At 69.8% G+C, this 17216-nt stretch carries 15 protein-coding genes; 7 read left to right on the forward strand and 8 right to left on the reverse strand.

The genetic code is table 11. The features are described from left to right. Window positions 1–44: 44 nt before the first annotated feature. Entirely contained in the window at window positions 45–1187 is a 1143-nt protein-coding gene (locus tag EV147_RS05950) for an aromatic ring-hydroxylating oxygenase subunit alpha (protein WP_130390166.1), read from the reverse strand. A gap of 302 nt (window positions 1188–1489) precedes the next feature. Here EV147_RS05950 and EV147_RS05955 point away from each other — a divergent pair, with 302 nt between their 5' ends. Beyond that, window positions 1490–3397, forward strand: a complete 1908-nt coding sequence (locus EV147_RS05955; protein ID WP_130390167.1) for a PAS domain-containing hybrid sensor histidine kinase/response regulator — start codon at window positions 1490–1492, stop codon at window positions 3395–3397. Window positions 3398–3447: 50 nt separating this feature from the next. Here the strand turns inward: EV147_RS05955 and EV147_RS05960 are convergent, their stop codons facing one another. The 6 genes from EV147_RS05960 to EV147_RS05985 form a co-directional block, all read right to left on the reverse strand. Then, complete coding sequence (locus EV147_RS05960) at window positions 3448–3699, reverse strand: hypothetical protein (protein ID WP_130390168.1); 252 nt, start codon at window positions 3697–3699, stop codon at window positions 3448–3450. Window positions 3700–3926: 227 nt separating this feature from the next. After that, window positions 3927–4607, reverse strand: a complete 681-nt coding sequence (pdeM, locus tag EV147_RS05965; RefSeq protein ID WP_130390169.1) for a ligase-associated DNA damage response endonuclease PdeM — start codon at window positions 4605–4607, stop codon at window positions 3927–3929. Next, window positions 4604–7267, reverse strand: coding sequence for a ligase-associated DNA damage response DEXH box helicase (locus EV147_RS05970; RefSeq protein WP_130390170.1), 2664 nt, complete (start codon window positions 7265–7267; stop codon window positions 4604–4606). The genes pdeM and EV147_RS05970 overlap by 4 nt, the downstream gene beginning before the upstream one ends. After that, the gene (locus EV147_RS05975; RefSeq protein WP_130390171.1) at window positions 7264–8928 is read right to left on the reverse strand and encodes an ATP-dependent DNA ligase; all 1665 of its coding nucleotides are present in this window, start codon (window positions 8926–8928) and stop codon (window positions 7264–7266) included. The genes EV147_RS05970 and EV147_RS05975 overlap by 4 nt, the downstream gene beginning before the upstream one ends. Next, the gene (locus EV147_RS05980; RefSeq protein WP_130390172.1) at window positions 8925–10004 is read right to left on the reverse strand and encodes a ligase-associated DNA damage response exonuclease; all 1080 of its coding nucleotides are present in this window, start codon (window positions 10002–10004) and stop codon (window positions 8925–8927) included. The genes EV147_RS05975 and EV147_RS05980 overlap by 4 nt, the downstream gene beginning before the upstream one ends. A gap of 10 nt (window positions 10005–10014) precedes the next feature. Continuing rightward, a complete protein-coding gene (locus EV147_RS05985) occupies window positions 10015–10290 on the reverse strand; it encodes a hypothetical protein (RefSeq protein WP_130390173.1) in 276 nt (91 codons plus the stop codon). 296 nt (window positions 10291–10586) lie between these two features. On the opposite strand from EV147_RS05985, the gene EV147_RS05990 reads away from it, so the two are divergent. From EV147_RS05990 to EV147_RS06015, 6 genes are read left to right on the forward strand one after another with little or no spacing between them, the layout of a single operon-like run. Continuing rightward, the gene (locus EV147_RS05990) at window positions 10587–11441 is read left to right on the forward strand and encodes an STAS domain-containing protein (protein WP_130390174.1); all 855 of its coding nucleotides are present in this window, start codon (window positions 10587–10589) and stop codon (window positions 11439–11441) included. 16 nt (window positions 11442–11457) lie between these two features. Then, window positions 11458–11817, forward strand: a complete 360-nt coding sequence (locus EV147_RS05995) for an STAS domain-containing protein (RefSeq protein ID WP_130390175.1) — start codon at window positions 11458–11460, stop codon at window positions 11815–11817. A 1-nt stretch (window position 11818) separates the two neighbouring features. Continuing rightward, window positions 11819–12229, forward strand: coding sequence for an anti-sigma regulatory factor (locus EV147_RS06000; protein ID WP_130390176.1), 411 nt, complete (start codon window positions 11819–11821; stop codon window positions 12227–12229). Between the two features lie 28 nt (window positions 12230–12257). Continuing rightward, window positions 12258–13250 carry an ATP-binding SpoIIE family protein phosphatase gene (locus tag EV147_RS06005; protein ID WP_130390177.1) on the forward strand — a complete coding sequence of 331 codons (993 nt, stop codon included), beginning with the start codon at window positions 12258–12260 and terminating at the stop codon, window positions 13248–13250. 7 nt (window positions 13251–13257) lie between these two features. After that, window positions 13258–14178, forward strand: coding sequence for a sensor histidine kinase (locus EV147_RS06010; protein WP_130390178.1), 921 nt, complete (start codon window positions 13258–13260; stop codon window positions 14176–14178). Next, the gene (locus tag EV147_RS06015) at window positions 14168–16141 is read left to right on the forward strand and encodes a hybrid sensor histidine kinase/response regulator (RefSeq protein ID WP_130390179.1); all 1974 of its coding nucleotides are present in this window, start codon (window positions 14168–14170) and stop codon (window positions 16139–16141) included. The genes EV147_RS06010 and EV147_RS06015 overlap by 11 nt, the downstream gene beginning before the upstream one ends. Window positions 16142–16211: 70 nt before the next feature. On the opposite strand, the gene EV147_RS06020 is transcribed toward EV147_RS06015, so the two are convergent. Then, window positions 16212–17186 (reverse strand): Bug family tripartite tricarboxylate transporter substrate binding protein, encoded by a 975-nt coding sequence (locus tag EV147_RS06020; RefSeq protein ID WP_130390180.1) that lies wholly within the window; start codon window positions 17184–17186, stop codon window positions 16212–16214. Window positions 17187–17216: the final 30 nt, after the last annotated feature.

Here is a 17216-nt window from a genome sequence, read left to right on the forward strand (position 1 = left end):
TTCAGTTTGAAAGCCAGAGCGCGGCCGGCGCGGGCCGGACAGTGTCAACCCTGCACGGGGTGGATCGGAATCACGGTGCGGGCGCCGCATTCGCGCAGCAGCTCGCGCAGCTCCTTGATGACAGGAAACACCTCGTGGTTCCAGTCCTCGCCCTGCCGGTCGTGGGCGGCCTGTTCCATTTCCACGATTTCGCGGTCTTCCTTGAAGATCCGCTCGGTGAACCAGACCAGCAGCGGCCAGGCCAGGTCGAGCGCGAACGGCACGCCGGGCCGGCGGATCGACAGCGTGCCGAAGGTGCGATTGGTGCGCTGGGCCGCGTCCAGCGGCACGTAGGCGATCCACAGGTCCATGACCAGCGTGCCCGAGGACGTCCGGATCTGCAGCGTCTGGTACGGATAGCCGGTGCGCACCGTCATCACGTCCTTGTTGTTCTGGCCGCCATCCTTGCCGAACACCAGCGCCTCGCCCACGGGCTGCTTGCCCTGCTCGCGCTCGAACGTGTAGTCCACCTCCACATAGCCCTCGCCACGGCGCCGGCCCAGCGAGCGCGCCCGCATCATGCCCATCTGCTTGCGATGCAGGAACTGGTGGTTCATGTCCATCAGGTTCTCGTGCATGAACGAGTAGTGGCACTTCACCGCGCGGCCGAGGCGGCGGGTCTTGTACTTGGGATCGGCCACCGAGGCGAATTCCGGCAGCGCGCGCTGTTCGGCCAGCGCCGGGTTGCCCGGAAACACGAAAATCAGCCCGGCGCGTTCCTCGCACGGATAGGCGCGCACGCCGTTGGGCAGCCGTTCCTTGCCCAGGTACGGCACGTCGATGCAGCGGCCCGAGCAGTCGTACGTCCAGCCGTGGTAGCAGCAGCGGATCGATTCGCCGTCCACCACGCCGGCGTGCAGCGGCACCTGCCGGTGCGCGCAGCGGTCTTCCAGCGCGAAGATCCTGCCCGTGGCGGTGCGCACGATCACGATCGGATCGCCGGCGAACGTCACGCCGTGGGCCTTGCCAGGCTTGACCTCGCGCGACCACGCCAGCGGATACCAGTAATCGGGATGGATCGGCACGCGGCGCAGATCGCGCGGCGCGGACGCGGGCATCACGCCATTCGCGGAACCTGCCGGGAGATCGGCCACCGCCGACGTGGCGGGATCGGTGGAGCGGCGGTCAAGCGCGGACTCTGCGTACATGCGGGGCGTCTCCTTGCGTCCTGGGGGGCGGCGGCAGCCCGGCGCGGGCCGCAGTGGCCGGCGCGGGAGCGCACTGTGAAACCTGACGAGTCTAGCCTACCGGCCCGCCGCCGGTCTGTCAGCATTTATCCGACGGTATGCGAGGCGGCACGTATCGCGCGTCAACCTCCGAATGGGTGGCGAGCCCTGTCCTGAGGCGCTTCGGACGGCTGATTTGCAACACATTACCCTCCAGATGCGCCACTTGCCGCGAACGGGGGTATGCTTGCCGGCAACTTTCAGACAGCCTTGTATGCCTTGACATGTCCAGCGCCGCCCGCTCGCCGGGGTCTGCTCCGGTGACCGGCGAGACCTCCGCCTCCTATCGCCTCCTGGTCGAATCGATCAGCGACTATGCGATCTTCTCGCTCGATGCCACCGGGCATATTTCGAGCTGGAACGCGGGCGCCCAGCGCATCAAGGGCTGGACCCGCGACGAGATCCTGGGGCGGCATTTCTCCGACTTCTATACCGACGAGGCCAAGGCGCGCAACTGGCCGGCGCTCGAACTCGAAGCCGCGGCGCGGCTGGGCCGCTTCGAGGACGAAGGCTGGCGCCTGCGCAAGGACGGCACGCAATTCTGGGCCAACGTGGTCATCACGGCGCTGCACGACGAGAGCGGGAAGCTGGTGGGATTCGGCAAGGTCACGCGCGACATGACCGAGCAGCGCCGCACCGCCGAGGCGCTACGCCAGAGCGAGGAAACGTTCCGGATGCTGGTGGAGAGCGTCAAGGACTACGCGATCTTCATGCTCGACGTGGGCGGCCATGTCATCAGCTGGAACTCGGGCGCCTCCTATATCAAGGGCTACCGCCGCGACGAGATTCTCGGCAAGCATTTCTCGGTGTTCTACCCGGCCGAGGACCTGGCCGCCGGCAAGCCCGCCCGCGAGCTGGTGGTGGCCCGCGAGGTGGGCCGGATCGAGGACGAAGGCTGGCGCGTGCGCAAGGACGGCTCGCTGTTCTGGGCCAACGTCACGATCACGGCCATCTACGACGAGAAGCGCGAACTGCGCGGCTTCGCCAAGGTCACGCGCGACATGAGCGAGCGCAAGCGGCTGGAGGAGCTTGAGCAATCGGAACGGCGCATGAACGAATTCCTGGCCACCCTCTCGCACGAACTCCGCAACCCGCTGGCGCCCATGCGCAATGCGCTGACCGTGATGCAGCTGCGCCCCGACGACCCCGGCGCCATGCTCAAGAGCATGGGACTGGTGGAGCGGCAGATGTCGCACCTGACGCGGCTGGTGGACGACCTGCTCGACGTGGGCCGCATCGCCGCCGGCAAGATCGACCTGCGCCATGAACCGGTGGACGCCAACGACATCCTGACGCTCGGCATCGAGGCCGCCGAGCCCGCGTTGGCCGCGAAGTCCCAGACCGTCACGGTGACCACGGACTCGGGGCCGATGCCGCTGCTGGTGGACCGCACCCGGCTCACGCAGGTCATGCAGAACCTGCTGCTCAACGCCTCGAAATTCTCGCCGCCGGGGGCGGCGATCGCCGTGGCCGCCTCGGTGCGCCAGCGCACGCTCGTGATCCAGGTCATCGACCATGGCCGGGGCATCTCGCCGGGATCGCTGGAATCGATCTTCAACCTGTTCGTGCAGGAAGACCGCCCCGGCAGCAGCGCCCAGGGCGGGCTCGGCATCGGCCTGTCGCTGTGCCGCTCGCTCGTGGAAATGCACGGCGGCTCGGTATCGGCCACCAGCGAAGGACCGGGCATGGGCGCCACGTTCACGGTGCAACTGCCGATGGCGGCCATGCCCGATGCCACGCCGGTACCTGACGACGGCACGCCCGCCACGACCCCCCACCACCGCATCCTGCTGGTCGACGACAACCGCGACGCGGCCGACAGCATGTCGATCCTGCTGGAAATGTCGGGCCACGAGGTCACCATCGCCTACGACGGCATGGAAGCCATCCACGCCGCCGCCCGCGTGCGCCCGGACGTGGCGCTGATCGACCTGGCCATGCCCGGCATGGACGGCTTTGCGGTGATCCACGCGCTGCGCGGCATGCCGGCGCTGGCCAACACGCGCTATGTGGCCCTGACCGGCTTCGGCCAAAGCTCCGACCGCGAACAGACCAAGGCGGCCGGCTTCCATATGCATCTGGTCAAGCCGATCGAACTCGATGTCCTGCTGAAGGTGATCGCGGGGGATTGAGGAAGCCCGGGCGAGGTGCAGCGCTCAACCTTCCGGCAGTGGCTTTTGCATCACAAAGATTTGTGTCGGGAGCGCGCCTTCTCGAACCGGGAGGCTTCCAACGCCAGCCGCAGGTACTTGAGGAAAATCAAACCGAGCAGGAACGTCACGAGCAGGGAAAGCTCGACGATCGCCAACCAGGCCCACGGCCAAACCTCATGCAGGCCGAGCGCGGCTACGGTGACGGCCGCCGCGCAGTAGAGCAGCCCGAGGGCAAGACCAAGATAGACGCCCGAAGCGTCTTTCGAGCGCTGCTGGCTCATGCAACCCCTTTGCGTGTCAGTGAATGTGGCGCCCCCGGCCTGCAGCACGGCCGCAGGGGTACGATGGCTGCCCCCCATGCGATATCTACCCGGGGCCGGTCTTCCGGCTGGCAGCGACTGGCCCCGCTCCGCGCGAGAAATTACCGTCTTTCCCGCACGTCAGGAATCGCTGGTGCAACGCGCTTTTAACGCTGCGCAAAGAAATCCGAAAATCAATGTCTGCCGATTTACCGGCTTCCCGGCACGGCCCACACCCGTCCGTCGCCCACCACGAACAGTCGCTCGCCCGCTTCCGCGCGGACCGACGCCAGCCCCGTGAAGGCGCCGAATGCGGGCAGGATGGCCCCCTGCTCGCCCACCACGAAGCACGGCAGGCGCAGCCGGTCGCCGCCCGCCCCGCGCAGCACGCAGCCGGGGTGCAGGTGGCCGGCCAGCACGTATCCCGCCGGCCTCGGTCCCGGCTCGTGGCAGAGCGCAAACGGCCCCGCCACCAGCGGTTCGGTGACGACCGAGAAGCCCAGCCCTTCGGGCGGGTCGCCGGCGTGGGTGTCGTGGTTGCCGCGCACCAGCGTGCAGTGCACGCGCGACGGCATGGCGCGGCGCCAGTCGTGGAGGGCCAGCAGCACGGCGGCGGTGCGGGCGGCGCGGGCGTGGAGAAAATCGCCGAGGAAGACGAAATCGCGGGCCGGATAGCGGCGGGCCAGGTCGAGCAGGCGCGCGAGGTTGTCGGCCGTGGTGCCGTGCGGCACGGGCTGGCCCCAGGCGCGGAACGCGGCCGCCTTGCCGATGTGGATGTCGGCGGCCATCAGCATGGCGGCGCGCGGCCACCAGATGGCGTGTTCGGGCAGCAGCCAGAGCGTCTCGCCTGCCACCTCGATGACCTGGGCACCCGCCTCGGCTGGCGTCATAGCATCGGCAGCGGCTTGGACGGCTTGCGGGCGCGGCGGGGCTTGCGCGGGTTGCCGGACCTGGCATGGTCGGCCATGCCGAAGCGCGCCACTTCGGCCACCTGCCCGGCATCCGGGGCTTCCTCGTCGGGCGGCGCGTCGTCGCCCCGTGCGGCGGCCTTCTCCAGATCGGCCAGCATGCGGGCGATGCGGTCGGCCAGCTTCTCGGTGCTCAGTTTCTCGCGCAGGAACTCGACGATCAGCGGGAACGACAGCGGCGACGGCCGTTTCAGTTCGCGCAGGTCGAGCCGCAGCGCTGCCATGCGGGCCAGCGTGTCGGCCAGCCGGTGGGCGTCCAGCTCCTGCATCAGTACCTCGCGCTCGGCCTGCCCGAGCAGCAGGTTGCCGGGATCGTGCTTGCGGAAGACCTCGTAGAACAGGCTCGACGACGCCTGAAGCTGCCGCGCGCTGTGATGGGCGCCCGGATAGCCCTGGAAGATCAGCCCCGACACCCGCGCGATCTCGCGGAAGCGCCGCAGCGACAGTTCGCCCGCGTTGAGGCTGCCCATCACGTCGGCGGCCAGGTCGCGCTGGCGCTCCTCGGCCAGCACCAGCGGCAGCCACTTCGCCCAGTCCAGCGGCGCGGAGGCCAGCAGTTCCAGCCCATAGTCGTTGACCGCCACCGAGAACGTGGCCGGCACCTTCTGGCCGAGCCGCCACGCCAGCAGGCTGCCCAGCCCCAGGTGCACCGAGCGGCCGGCAAACGGGTACAGGAACAGATGCCAGCCCTCGCGGGACTGCAGCGTCTCGGCCAGCAGCGTCTGCGGCGACGGCAGCGCGGACCAACGCGCCTGCAGCGCCACCAGCGGCGCGATCAGCGGCAGTTCGGGCGTGGTGGCGGGGTCGAGCCGGCCCGCCTGCACGGCGTCGAGCGTCGCCACCACGGCCTCGGCCAGTTCGGTGGAGAGCGGCATCTTGCTGCCGTTCCAGCGCGGCACGGTCGGGCGCTTGCCCGTGGCGCGGCGCACGTAGGCGGTCATCTCCTGCACGCGCACCAGTTCCAGCAGCCGCCCGCCGAACAGGAAGCAGTCGCCCGGTGCCAGCCGCGCGATGAAGCCTTCCTCCACCGTGCCGAGCGACGAGCCGCCGCTGCCGGCGCGTGTCCAGAACTTCACCTGCATCGTGGCGTCGCTGACGATGGTGCCCACGCTCATCCGGTGGCGGCGCGCCAGCCGGGCGTCGGGCACGCGCCACGTGCCGCTGTCGTCGGGCTCGGCGCGGCGGTAGTCGGGATAGGCGGCCAGCGTCGGACCGCCCTGGCGCACGAAATCCAGGCACCAGTGCCATTCTTCGTCGGTCAGGTTGCGGTAGGCCCAGGTCTGGCGCACCTCGTCGCGCAGGTCGTCGGCCGCGAAGCCGCCGCCCAGCGCCACGGTGACCAGATGCTGCACGAGCACGTCGAGCGGCTTGTCCGGCGATTCGCGCGCCTCCATCCTGCCGGCGGCGATGGCATGGCGGGCCGCCACCGACTCCACCAGTTCCAGGCTGTGCGTGGGCACCACGGTCACGCGCGAGGCGCGTCCCGGCGCGTGGCCCGAGCGTCCGGCCCGCTGCAGCAACCGCGCCACGCCCTTGGGCGAACCGATCTGCAACACGCGCTCCACGGGCAGGAAATCCACGCCAAGGTCCAGGCTCGATGTACAGACCACGGCCCGCAGCGCGCCGTTCTTGAGATTGACCTCCACCCACTCGCGCACGGCCCGGTCCAGCGAGCCGTGGTGCAGCGCGATCTGGCCGGCCCAGTCAGGCCGCGCGTCGAGGATGGCCTGGTACCAGAGTTCGGACTGGGACCGGGTGTTCAGGAACACCAGCGACGTGCTGCTCGATTCGAGTTCGCGCAGCACGTGCGGCAGCATCGACAGCCCGAGGTGCCCGGCCCACGGAAAGCGCCCGGCCGCGTCGGGCAGCAGCGTGTCGACGATCAGCGTCTTCGGCGTATGGCCGTGCACGATCACGCGGCGCTCGGGCGGCACGCCAGCCAGCAGCACGTCGCGCGCATGGTCGAGGTTGCCGAGCGTGGCCGACAGCCCCCAGATGCGCAGGTCGGGCTGCCAGCGGTGCAGCCGCGCCAGCGCCAGTTGCACCTGCACGCCGCGCTTGCTGCCGATCAGTTCGTGCCACTCGTCGACGACCACCAGCTTCACGCGGCCCAGCGCCTCGCGCGCATCGGCCCGGGTCAGCAGCAGCGACAGGCTCTCGGGCGTGGTGACCAGCGCGGTTGGCAGCCGGCGGGCCTGCGCGGCGCGCTCGCTGCTGCCGGTATCGCCGGTACGCAGCGCCACGGCCCAGTCGAGCCCGAGTTCGGCCAGCGGCGCCTGCAGCGCCCGCGCGGTATCGGCGGCCAGCGCGCGCATCGGCGTGAGCCACAGCACGGTCAGCGGCGGCACCGGCGCGCCGGCGCGGGTGGGCGGCGTGGCGAACGCCAGCAGCGCGCCCAGCCAGGCCGCGTAGGTCTTGCCGGTGCCGGTGGTGGCGTGCAGCAGCCCGCTCTGGCCCTGGGCGATGGCGTCCCACACGGCGCGCTGGAAGTCGAAAGGCTGCCAGTGGCGGGCGGCGAACAGCGCCGGCAGCGCTTCGGCTACCGGTGGGGCGGGCGCGAACGGGGCGTCGCCGGCCTTCATGCCGGCTCCCGGGCGGCGGCCGGCAGCATGGCTTCGAGCGTGGCGAGCGTGTCGGCCTCCTCCACGGGCTTGTCGGTGCGCCAGCGCAGCATGCGCGGAAAGCGCACGGCGATGCCGCTCTTGTGGCGTCCGCTGCGGCCGATCCCTTCGAAGCCGAGTTCGAAGACCTGGGTGGGCGTGACGCTGCGCACCGGCCCGAACGATTCCACGGTGGTCCGCCGCACGATGGCGTCCACCGCGCGCATTTCCTCGTCGGTCAGGCCCGAGTACGCCTTGGCGAACGGCACCAGCGCCCGGTCCGGCGTGCCGGGCGGCGCGTTCCAGACCGCGAACGTGAAATCGGTATAGAGGCTGGCGCGCCGGCCATGGCCGCGCTGGGCGTAGATCAGCACCGCGTCCACCGAGTACGGATCGATCTTCCATTTCCACCACAGGCCCACGTCCCGGGTGCGGCCGGCGCCGTAGGCGGCATCCACGCCCTTGAGCATGAAGCCCTCCACGCCAAGCTCGCGCGACGCCTCGCGCAGCCGGGCGAAGTGCGGCCAGTCGTCCGCCTCGACCTGCGGGCTCAGCTCCAGCGCCGGGTGTACGTGGTCGGCCACCACGCGGGCCAGTTGCGCGCGGCGCTCGGCCTGGGGGCGGCCGCGCCAGTCCTCGCCCTGCCATTCGAGCAGGTCGTAGGCCATCAGGATGGCCGGGGCGTCGCGCAGCAGCCTGGCGCCGAGCGTCTTGCGGCCGATCCGTTGCTGCAGCAGCGCAAACGGCTGCACGCGGCCGTCGATCCAGATCACGATCTCGCCGTCCAGCACGGTGCCGTCCGGCAGCGCCTGGGCGGCGGCGGCCAGTTCGGGAAAGCGCTCGGTAATCAGTTCCTCGCCGCGCGACCAGAGCCAGGTCTGGCCCGCGCGGCGCACCAGTTGTGCGCGGATGCCGTCCCACTTCCACTCCACCTGCCAGCGCGACGCGGCCCCGAGCAGGTCGTCGAACTGTTCGACCGGTGCCTGTAGCGGGTGGGCCAGGAAGAACGGGTAAGGCTGGCCGCCGCGCAGCACCGTACCGCCCTCGCCCTCGGACGGATCGACCAGCGCCAGGAAGCGCTCGGCCGTGGGTTTCAGCGAGATATCGGTATAGCCGACCATGCGTTCGGCCACGCGCTTGGGGTCGATGCCGGCCACCTCGCCCAGCGCACGCGTGACCAGCAGTTTCGACACCCCCACGCGGAAGCTGCCCGTGATCAGCTTGAACAGCACCAGCCGGCCGCGTGCGTCGAGCGGCGGCCAGAGCGCGTCCAGCGCGGCGGTCAGCACCTCGGGCGGCTGGCCGCGCAGTGGCAGCAGGCGCTGCTCGACCCATTCGGCAAGGCCGGCATCGTCGGCGTGGTCGCCCTCGGGCAGCAGCAGCGCGATGGTCTCGGCCAGATCGCCCACGGCCTGGTAGCTCTCCTCGAACAGCCATTCGGGCAGCCGCGCGGCCCGCTGCGCCAGTTCGCGCAGCGCCGACACCGGCACGATCTGGCGCGGCTTGCCGCCGGACAGGAAATACGCCGCCCAGGCCGCGTCCTCGGGCGGCGCGCTGCGGAAGTACTCGCCCAGCGCGGCCAGCTTGGCCTTGCTCGACGTGGTGCCGTCGAGGGCGCTGTAGAGGTCGGCGAAGGCTTTCATCGGGGGGCCTCCGCCTCGGCCTCGGCCGGCGCGGCGCCGTCCCCACCGCTGTCCTGCACGTCGTCCACGTCGCCGAACTCGGTCTTGAACGATTGCGCGTCAAGCCCCTGCTCGGCCAGATAGCGCACCATCACCGGCACGTTGCCGTGGGTGACGATGACCCGCTGCGCGCCGGTGGCGCCGATGGCCTGCAGCAGGCCAGGCCAGTCGGCGTGGTCGGACAGCGCGAAGCCACGATCCACGCCGCGCCGGCGCCGCGTGCCGCGCAGTTGCATCCAGCCGCTGGCAAAGGCGTCGATGGCCTCGGCGCCGAAGCGGCGCAGCCAGGTGGAGCGTTGCGCGGAAGGCGGCGCCACCACCAGCGCACGGTGCAGCGCGGGGCTGCGCGCCGGCAGGTCGGCCACGGTCATGGTGGGCGCCAGCGCCACGCCGGCCTCGGCATAGGCGCGGTTCAGGCCGGTCATCGCGCCGTGGACGATGATCGGCCCCGGCATCGCCAGATCGGCACCGGCGTGCCGCAGCATGCCGTGCAGGATGCGCTGCGCCTTGCCGAACGCGTAGCAGTACAGCACGCTGGCCCGGCCGGCGGCGGCGTTCGATTGCCACCAGCGGAAGATCTCGGCCATCAGCGTGGGCTGGTCCTGCCAGCGGTAGATCGGCAGCCCGAACGTGCTTTCGGTGATGAAGGTGTCGCAGCGCACCGGCTCGAACGGCTCGCAGGTGCCGTCGTCCTCGACCTTGTAGTCGCCCGACGCCACCCAGACCTGGCCGCCGTGTTCGAGCCGGACCTGTGCCGAGCCAAGTACGTGGCCGGCCGGATGCAGGCTCAGCGTGACGCCGTGGTGGCTGATGCGCTGGCCGTACGGCAGCGTGTCGAGCGTGATGCCGGGCAGCCGGGCCAGCAGCACGCCGCGCCCGGGCTCGGCGCAGAGATAGTGTTCGTGGCCGAAGCGCGCATGGTCGGAATGGGCGTGCGTGATGACGGCGCGCGCCACCGGCCGCCAGGGGTCGATGTAGAAGTCGCCGGGCGGGCAGTACAACCCCTCCGGCCGTGCCACGATCAGGTCTGAAGCCATGTCGTTCGGGTCATGGGCCGGGCGCCGCCCCGGCGGTGTGGTCCCGGTCCTTCTGCTCGCGCTCGGCCTTGGCCTGGCCCCGCAGGTTCAGCGCGGCCAGCGCAAACTGCAGCACCACCAGTGCCCAGGCGCTGGTATGCAGGCCCCAGCCTACCCAGAGCGCGTTACTGAACAGAAACAGCCAGAACCCGGCCTTGCGGCGGCCCGCGGCGGACGAGCCCACCAGCCACGTGGCGAGCACCGTCACCGCCATTGCGGGCCATTGCAATGCGTCGAGCCAATCCATCGCCCCTCCCCCGCGCGGTTCGCGCCGATGCGCCATGGTTCAAGACTAGGCTCCGGCCCGCCGGGCCGACAGCCGTGGCGCTCCCCGTCGGGGTGTCGGCGATTTCTCACATGGCGATGACCCGTAAGTGTATTATTCGCCACATCATAGTCACATGCTGATTTCGGTTGTGGCGTCAATCAGCCGCAGGCCGATAGTGTGAGCTATGAATCCCTCCTAGAATGAAACGGTTTCGCTTAATTCTGCGGACGCAAACCCGCGTCCGGTGAATGCCAACCCATCAAGAAAGACGCCCGATGCGCCGAGAAAACCAGCGACTTGCCGACCTCCTGCGTGACGAACAGGCCAATATCCTGCGCGGCTGGACCGCCGAATATCAAAGCTACGCCGACGGACGCGGGTTGACCCGGGACCTGCAGGCGCAGCAGGAATCGATCCTGCGCGAACTGGAGGCCGGCGTACGGGCCGACGGCGACGCCGACAACTTCGGCGGCCCCGCCTGGCAGCGGCTGCGCGACGTACTGGCGCAACTCTCCAACGACCGCGCGGCGCAGGGCGAGACCGCCGACGTGACCAGCGGCTTCGTGCTGGCGCTCAAGCGGCCCGTCTTCGACGGCCTGCAGCGCCAGGGCGGCAGCGCCGTGGAGGGCCAGATCGACGCGCTGTGGCTGATCTCGGCCCTGGCCGACCGCATGGCGCAATGGACGGTGGCCAACTACCAGAAGACCCGCGAGGACATCATCGTGCGCCAGCAGCACGAACTGATGGAACTGTCCACGCCGGTGATCAAGCTCTGGGACGGCGTGCTGGCCGTGCCGCTGATCGGCACGCTGGACAGCAGCCGGGCGCAGATGGTCATGGAATCGCTGCTCGAACGACTGGTGGAAACCGGCTCGGAACTGGCGATCATCGACATCACTGGCGTGCCGACCGTCGATACGCTCGTGGCACAGCATCTGATGAAGACCGTGACGGCCATCCGGCTGATGGGTGCCGAGAGCATCATCAGCGGCATCCGCCCCCAGATCGCGCAGACCATTGTCCACCTGGGCATCGACCTGCAGGGCATCGTCACCAAGTCCACGCTGGCCGACGCGCTGCGCACGGCCATGCGCATGACCGGCCACACGGTGGCCCGGGACGCCAGCTGAGCGGAAGGGCATCGACATGGAACGCATTCCTATCCTGCGCATGGGCAAGCACCTGCTTGTCACGATCCAGATCGACATGCAGGACCAGACCGCGCTGCAGCTGCAGGAAGACCTGGCCACGATGGTCGAGAAATCGAGCGCCCACGGCGTGCTGATCGACGTCTCGGCCTTGGAAATGGTGGATTCCTTCATCGGGCGCATGCTGGTCAGCATCTCCGACATCGGCCGGCTGCTGGGCGCCACTACCGTGGTGGTGGGCATCCGCCCCGCGGTGGCCATCACGCTGGTGGAACTGGGCCTGTCACTGGGCGGCGTGAAGACGGCGCTCAACGTGGAGCGCGGCATGGCCCTGCTCGACAACAACCGGATACGATGACGTGGCGACCGAACTTGCCTCCACAGGCAGCGCACCGATCCGCGACGAGCGCGACATCGTGCAGGCGCGTGCCGTGGTACGCACCCTGACGGCCCAGCTGAAGTTCTCGCTGGTGGAACAGACCAAGATGATTACGGCCGCCAGCGAACTGGCGCGCAATACCATGGTGTACGGCCGGGGCGGCGAAATGCGCTGGGAGATCGTGTCCGAAGGCATCCGGCGCGGGCTGCGGCTGCATTTCGAGGACCAGGGTCCGGGCATTCCGGATGTCGAGCAGGCGCTGGTGGACGGCTGGACCACGGGCAGCGGGCTCGGCATGGGGCTGTCCGGCACCAAGCGGCTGGTGAACGATTTCGCCATCCGCACCAAAGTTGGCGAGGGAACCTGTGTCAGCATCACTCGGTGGAAGTAAGCACCATGGCCCGCACCGCGCGGTGCCCATGGGAGACCCGAGCCGGGTAGGCGAAGCACGGCGGTACGCGGCCGACCTGGCCCAGCGTCTCGATTTCGACGCGATCCAGCGCGGCCGGCTGGCCGTGGCCGTCAACGAACTCGGCAACAACCTGCTGCGCCACGCCCGCGGCGGCCGCCTGCTGCTGGCCGCGCGCGCCATGGACGGCGGCGTGGCCATCGAGCTGCTCTCGATCGACGACGGCCCCGGCATGGGCGACCTGCAAGCGTGCATGCGCGATGGCTTCTCCACCGGCGGCAGCGCCGGCCAGGGGCTGGGCGCCGTGCAGCGGCTGGCCGACGATTTCGACATCCACACGCGGGCCGGCGAAGGCACGCTGATCCTGGCGCGCTTCTTCCGCGACCGCGATGCCGGCGGCGGCCCCGTGCGGCATCGCAACGGGTTCGAGGTTGGCGCGATCTGCGTGCCGGCACCCGGCGAGCAGGTCAGCGGCGATGGCTGGGATGTGGCCGTGGTGGAAAGCCGCGTCGACCTGGTGATGGCTGACGGCCTGGGACACGGCCCGGACGCGGCCGAGGCCGCCATGGCGGCGCTCGCGGCCTTCGACTCGGAGCGCGGCGCCCTGCCCGGCAACTACGTCGAGCGCAGCCATGCCGCCCTGCGCGGCACGCGCGGCGCGGCGGTCGGCGCGCTGCGGCTGGACGCCGCCGCCGGGCGAATCCGCTTTGCCGGTGCCGGCAACATCATCGGCCGCGTGATTTCGGGCGTGGCCGACCGCACGTTGCTGACACAGAGCGGCACGGCCGGGCTGCAGATGCGCAGCGTGCAGGAACAGGAACTGGAATGGCCGCCGCATGCGCAGGTCATCCTGCATTCGGACGGCGTGCAGTCGCGCTGGCAACTGGCCGATCCCGGCGTGCTGCAGCGCGACCCCGCGCTGGTAGCCGCCTATGTTTTCTGGAAATTCAGCCGTGGCCGCGACGATGCCACCGTGGTCGTGGTCCGGCGCACCGACAACTGACACGACGATGAGCAGCCCAGACAGCCCCAACGGCCCTGCCGACGCCCCCTCCGACGACGTTGCCGCACTGCGCGCCGCGCTGGAGGCCCGCACCCAGGAGGTGGAGGCCTTGCGCGCCGAGATCGAGGAAACCAACCGCGGCGTGGTGGCGCTGTATTCGGAGCTCGACATGCAGGCCGACCAGCTGCGCCAGGCCACCGAGCTCAAGAGCCGCTTCCTGGCCTACATGAGCCACGAGTTCCGCACGCCGATCGTCTCGATCCAGAGCATTACCCGGCTGCTGATCGACCGCGTGGACGGCCCGCTCACGCCCGAGCAGGAGAAGCAGGTCAAGTTCGTGCGCGATACGGCGGCCGAGTTCTCCGAAATGGTCAACGACCTGCTGGACCTGGCCCGGCTGGAAGCCGGCCGCGTGGACGTGTCACCGGCCTGGTTCGACATGGTGGCGCTGTTCGACGCGCTGCGCGGCATGTTCAAGCCCGTGCTGACCAACCCGGACGTGTCGCTGATCTTCGAGGAGCCGCACGGGGTTCCGAAGCTGTTCAACGACGACCGCAAGCTGTCGCAGATCCTGCGCAACTACATCTCCAACGCGCTGAAGTTCACGCCCAGCGGCGAGGTGCGCGTGGCGGCGGCGTCGGAATCGCCCGACACCATCACGTTCTCGGTGCGCGACACCGGCATCGGCATCCCGCCCGCCTCGCACGGCGAGGTGTTCCAGGATTTCGTGCAGATCGATTCGCCACTGCAGCGGCGCTACCGGGGCTCCGGCCTGGGCCTGGCGCTGTCCAAGCGGCTGGCGGAGCTGCTGGGCGGCCATGTCGGGTTCGAAAGCGAACCCGGCGTCGGCTCGCGCTTCTATGTCACCGTGCCCACCACGCTGCCGGGTACGGCTGCCACCCTTTCCGGAGACGGCCATGGCGGGTGAAATCCTGACGCCGGGGCTACTGCCCAACGGCGAGCCGCCACTGGTGCTGGTGGTGGACGACAACCCGGTCACCCGCTACGCCACGGTGCGCGTGCTGGGCGGGGCGGGCTTTCGCACCGTGGAGGCCGAAAGCGGGCAGGAGGCGCTGCAGCGCGCCGACACCAGCGTCTCGGCCGTGGTGCTCGACGTCAACCTGCCCGACCTCGACGGCTTCCAGGTCTGCCGCGCGCTGCGCGGCCGCCCCGAGACCGCCACGGTGCCGGTGGTCCACCTGTCCGCCACCTACGTGGCCGACTACGACAAGGTACGCGGGCTCGATGCCGGCGCCAGCGCCTACCTGATCCATCCGGCCGAGCCGGCGGTGCTGGTGGCCACGATCTCGTCGCTGCTGCGCGCGAGCGCGGCCGAACGGTCGCTGCGCGAGAGCGAGGCCCGCTTCCGCGCGATCTACCACCAGGCCATCGGCGGCATCTGCACGCTGGACCTCGCCGGCCGCTTCGTCGACGTCAACCCCGCCCTGCTGACCATGCTGCGGCGCCCCGAGGCGGAACTGGTCGGCCAGCCCGTGGCCGCGTTCGCCCCGCTGGAATGGCGCGACAAGGTCCGCGATGCCACCGGGTATGCGCAGCAGGACGGCTGGCAGGGGACGTTTCCGCTCCAGGATGCCCACGGCGAGACGATGCACCTGGAATGGAGCATCTCGGCCGTGCTGGCCACGGGCGTCAAGGTGGCCGTGGTGTCGAACATCACCGACCACATCAACCTGGAGCGCCAGCGCCAGCAGCTGATCGAGCGCGAACAGGCGGCCCGCGCGGCCGTGGAGCGGCTGAACCGGATGAAGGACGACTTCATCGCCATCCTGTCGCACGAGCTGCGCAACCCGCTCAACGTGATCTCGGTCTGGACGCACGTGCTGTCGCGGCACGTGGAATCGGAGGAAGGCCGGCGCGGGCTGGCGGCCGTGGAGCGCAACGTGGCGATTCAGCGCCGGCTGGTGGCCGACCTCGTCGATGTGTCGATGCTCAATGTCGGCAAGATGAAGCTCGAACGCGAGCGCGTGAACCCGGCCGAGGTGGTACGTACCGCGCTCGACAGCATGCTGACGCAGGCCGAGGAGCGCCACGTGATACTGGCCACCGAGATCTCGCCCCGGCTTGCCCCGGTGGCCTGGCTCGACGCCGCACGCTTCCAGCAGATCCTGTGGAACCTGGTGTCGAACGCGATCAAGTTCTCGCCCGAGGGCGGGACGGTGCGCGTGCTGGCGGAGTCTGACGGCGATTACCTGCATGTCAGCGTGATCGACCGGGGGCGCGGCATTCCGGCCGATTTCCTGCCGCTGCTGTTCGACCGCTTCACCCAGAGCGAGGACGCCAACCGCCGCAAGCACGGCGGCCTGGGGCTCGGGCTGGCCATCGTCAAGCACCTGTCGGAGATGCACGGCGGCACGGTGCGGGCGACCAGCGAGGGGCCGGGCATGGGCTCGACCTTCGAGGTACTGATTCCGCTGGAGGACCCCTCGCGCGCCGAGGATGCCGGCGTGCGCGCCCAGGTGCCGGCCACCGAGCCGAGCGTGCCGCTCAACGCGCTGGACGTGCTGCTGGTGGAAGACGACGCCGATGCCGCGGCCGCGCTGGCGGCCATCCTCGGCAACTATGGCGCCCGGGTGCGCACCGCACGCGACGCCGAGGAAGCGATCGGGCAGATCGAGCAGAACACCCCGGACCTGATCATCAGCGATATCGGCCTGCCCGGCCGCGACGGCAATGACCTGATGCGCGAACTGCGCGTGCGGGAGGCCGTGGATTCCCTGCCCCGCGTGCCGGCCGTGGCGCTGACCGCGTTCACCCGGCAACAGGACCGCCGCGCCTCGATCGAATCGGGGTTCGATGCGGTCTGCGGCAAGCCGCTGCGCCTGCAGGAACTGATGGACGCGATCGACGCGGCGCTGGCACCGGGGGGTTGATTTCTCCGATGTTTGCTCCCCTTCCCCGCACGCGGGAGAGGGGAGCCAGCCAGAGGTCAGGGAAACCCCATCAATCCAGCTTCGTCCCCGTCGACTTCACCAGCGCGGCCCACCAGACCGTATCGGTCTTGATCTGCTGCGCGAACTGCTCCGGCGTGTTGCCCACCGGCTCGGCGCCCTGCTCGATCAGCCGCTTGCGGATTTCGGGTCGCGCCAGCACCTTTACCATGGCCTGGTTGAGGCGGTCGATGACCGGGCGCGGCGTGTTGGCCGGGGCCATCAGGCCCTTCCAGGCCGTCACCACATATCCCTTGAGGCCCGCCTCGTCGGCGGTCGGCACCTCCGGCGCGCCCGAAGCGCGTTTCTCGCTGGTCACGGCCAGCGCCCGGAGCTTGCCGGACTGCACATGCGGCCAGAGCGCCGGCATGTTGTCGATCATCAGCGTGATATGGCCGGCGATCAGGTCGGCCACGGCCGGGCCGCTGCCCTTGTATGGCACGTGGCGCATGGTCAGGCCGGCAGTCTGGTTCAGCAGTTCGCCGCCCAGTTGAGCGGGGCTGCCGTTGCCGGGCGAGCCGAAGGTGACGTCGTTCGGATGCGCCTTGGCGTAGGCGATGAACTCCTTGACGGTCTTGACCGGCAGCTTTGCATTGACGGCCATCAGGTTGTGGTCGCGGGCGATCATCGTGATGGCCGCCAGGTCGCGCGCCGGGTCGTAGCTCATCCTGGCGTACAGGCTCGGATTGATCACGGTCTGCCCGGCCGCCGCCATCAGCAGCGTGTAGCCGTCCGGGGCGGCCTTGGCCACGATGTCACCGCCGATATTGCCGCCCGCGCCGGGCCGGTTCTCGATGATGACGGTCTGGCCCAGTTCCTCGCGCAGCGGCTCGGCGATCAGCCGGGCCACGATGTCGGTGGAGCCGCCGGGCGCAAACGGCACCACGAGGCGGATGATCTTGCTGGGATACGGGGCGTCCGCCGCCTGCGCGGGGGCGAGCGCCGTGCCGGCCAGCAGCATGGCTGCGGCCAGGAAAGGCTTGAACATGGGTTGTCTCCGTGATGTGTTGCCCGGCTC

Origin of the sequence: Cupriavidus agavae (assembly GCF_004217045.1) — a bacterium.
GTDB classification, from domain to species: domain Bacteria; phylum Pseudomonadota; class Gammaproteobacteria; order Burkholderiales; family Burkholderiaceae; genus Cupriavidus; species Cupriavidus agavae.